Raw genomic sequence first — 631 nt, 5'->3', positions numbered from 1 at the left:
GCCATCATCATGTCTGTCAACAATGCCTCGAGTCGATCAGCACGGTTGCGGTAATCATGCACCAGATCACGCAATACATCAGCAGCTTCGCCCTCATCGGCAAACGCAAACACCGTGGCATGACAAGTATCGCCCGCTTGCTCCAACGCCATCTGACGCCGAGACACTTCCTGATACGCATCTTCCAAGGGCGCGTAGTCCCATTTCAGGAGGTTCTCCCACGTAATCGCGCCACTCATGAGTTCACCTTCGTGTGAAATGCATCCGCAAACGCCGCATCAACATGTGCAAAGTCGTCAGCTACCCGTTGACAGTCATCGCTCGTTTCATCGGTAGCAATTGAAAGATCACGAATGCGCGTGTCTGTCGACTCCACCGCATTGCTCACTGTCGCGCTTCCTGCTGCTCCGGGCATTGACGCCGTCAGTAGGTCGGCACCAAAATCCATCGCCGCAAGTCCGCCCAACTCCGAAGCCACCTCACTTAATCGCGATTCGACGGCTCGAAGCCCCCCCCCTGGGTAATCAACAATTCAGGCATTCATGACCTCCGCACTGAGAACACGAGCAACCATCACCACTGACGGCCGCGACCACTACTGCAACTGAGCATAACCGCATCCACCGACACG

Annotated in this window: 1 protein-coding gene; it reads right to left on the bottom strand. The window is 55.8% G+C overall.

Annotated features, from left to right (window positions below):
• Window positions 1-239, bottom strand: a 239-nt coding sequence (locus tag ZBI01S_RS09390; protein ID WP_159421500.1) for a hypothetical protein, incomplete at its 3' end; no start/stop codon positions are given.
• Between the last annotated feature and the right edge of the window lie 392 nt (window positions 240-631).

The organism is [Zimmermannella] bifida NBRC 103089, assembly GCF_001570925.1.
In the GTDB taxonomy this organism is placed as follows: Bacteria; Actinomycetota; Actinomycetes; order Actinomycetales; family Microbacteriaceae; genus Gulosibacter; species Gulosibacter bifidus.
This window is presented reverse-complemented; position numbering and strand designations above follow the sequence as displayed.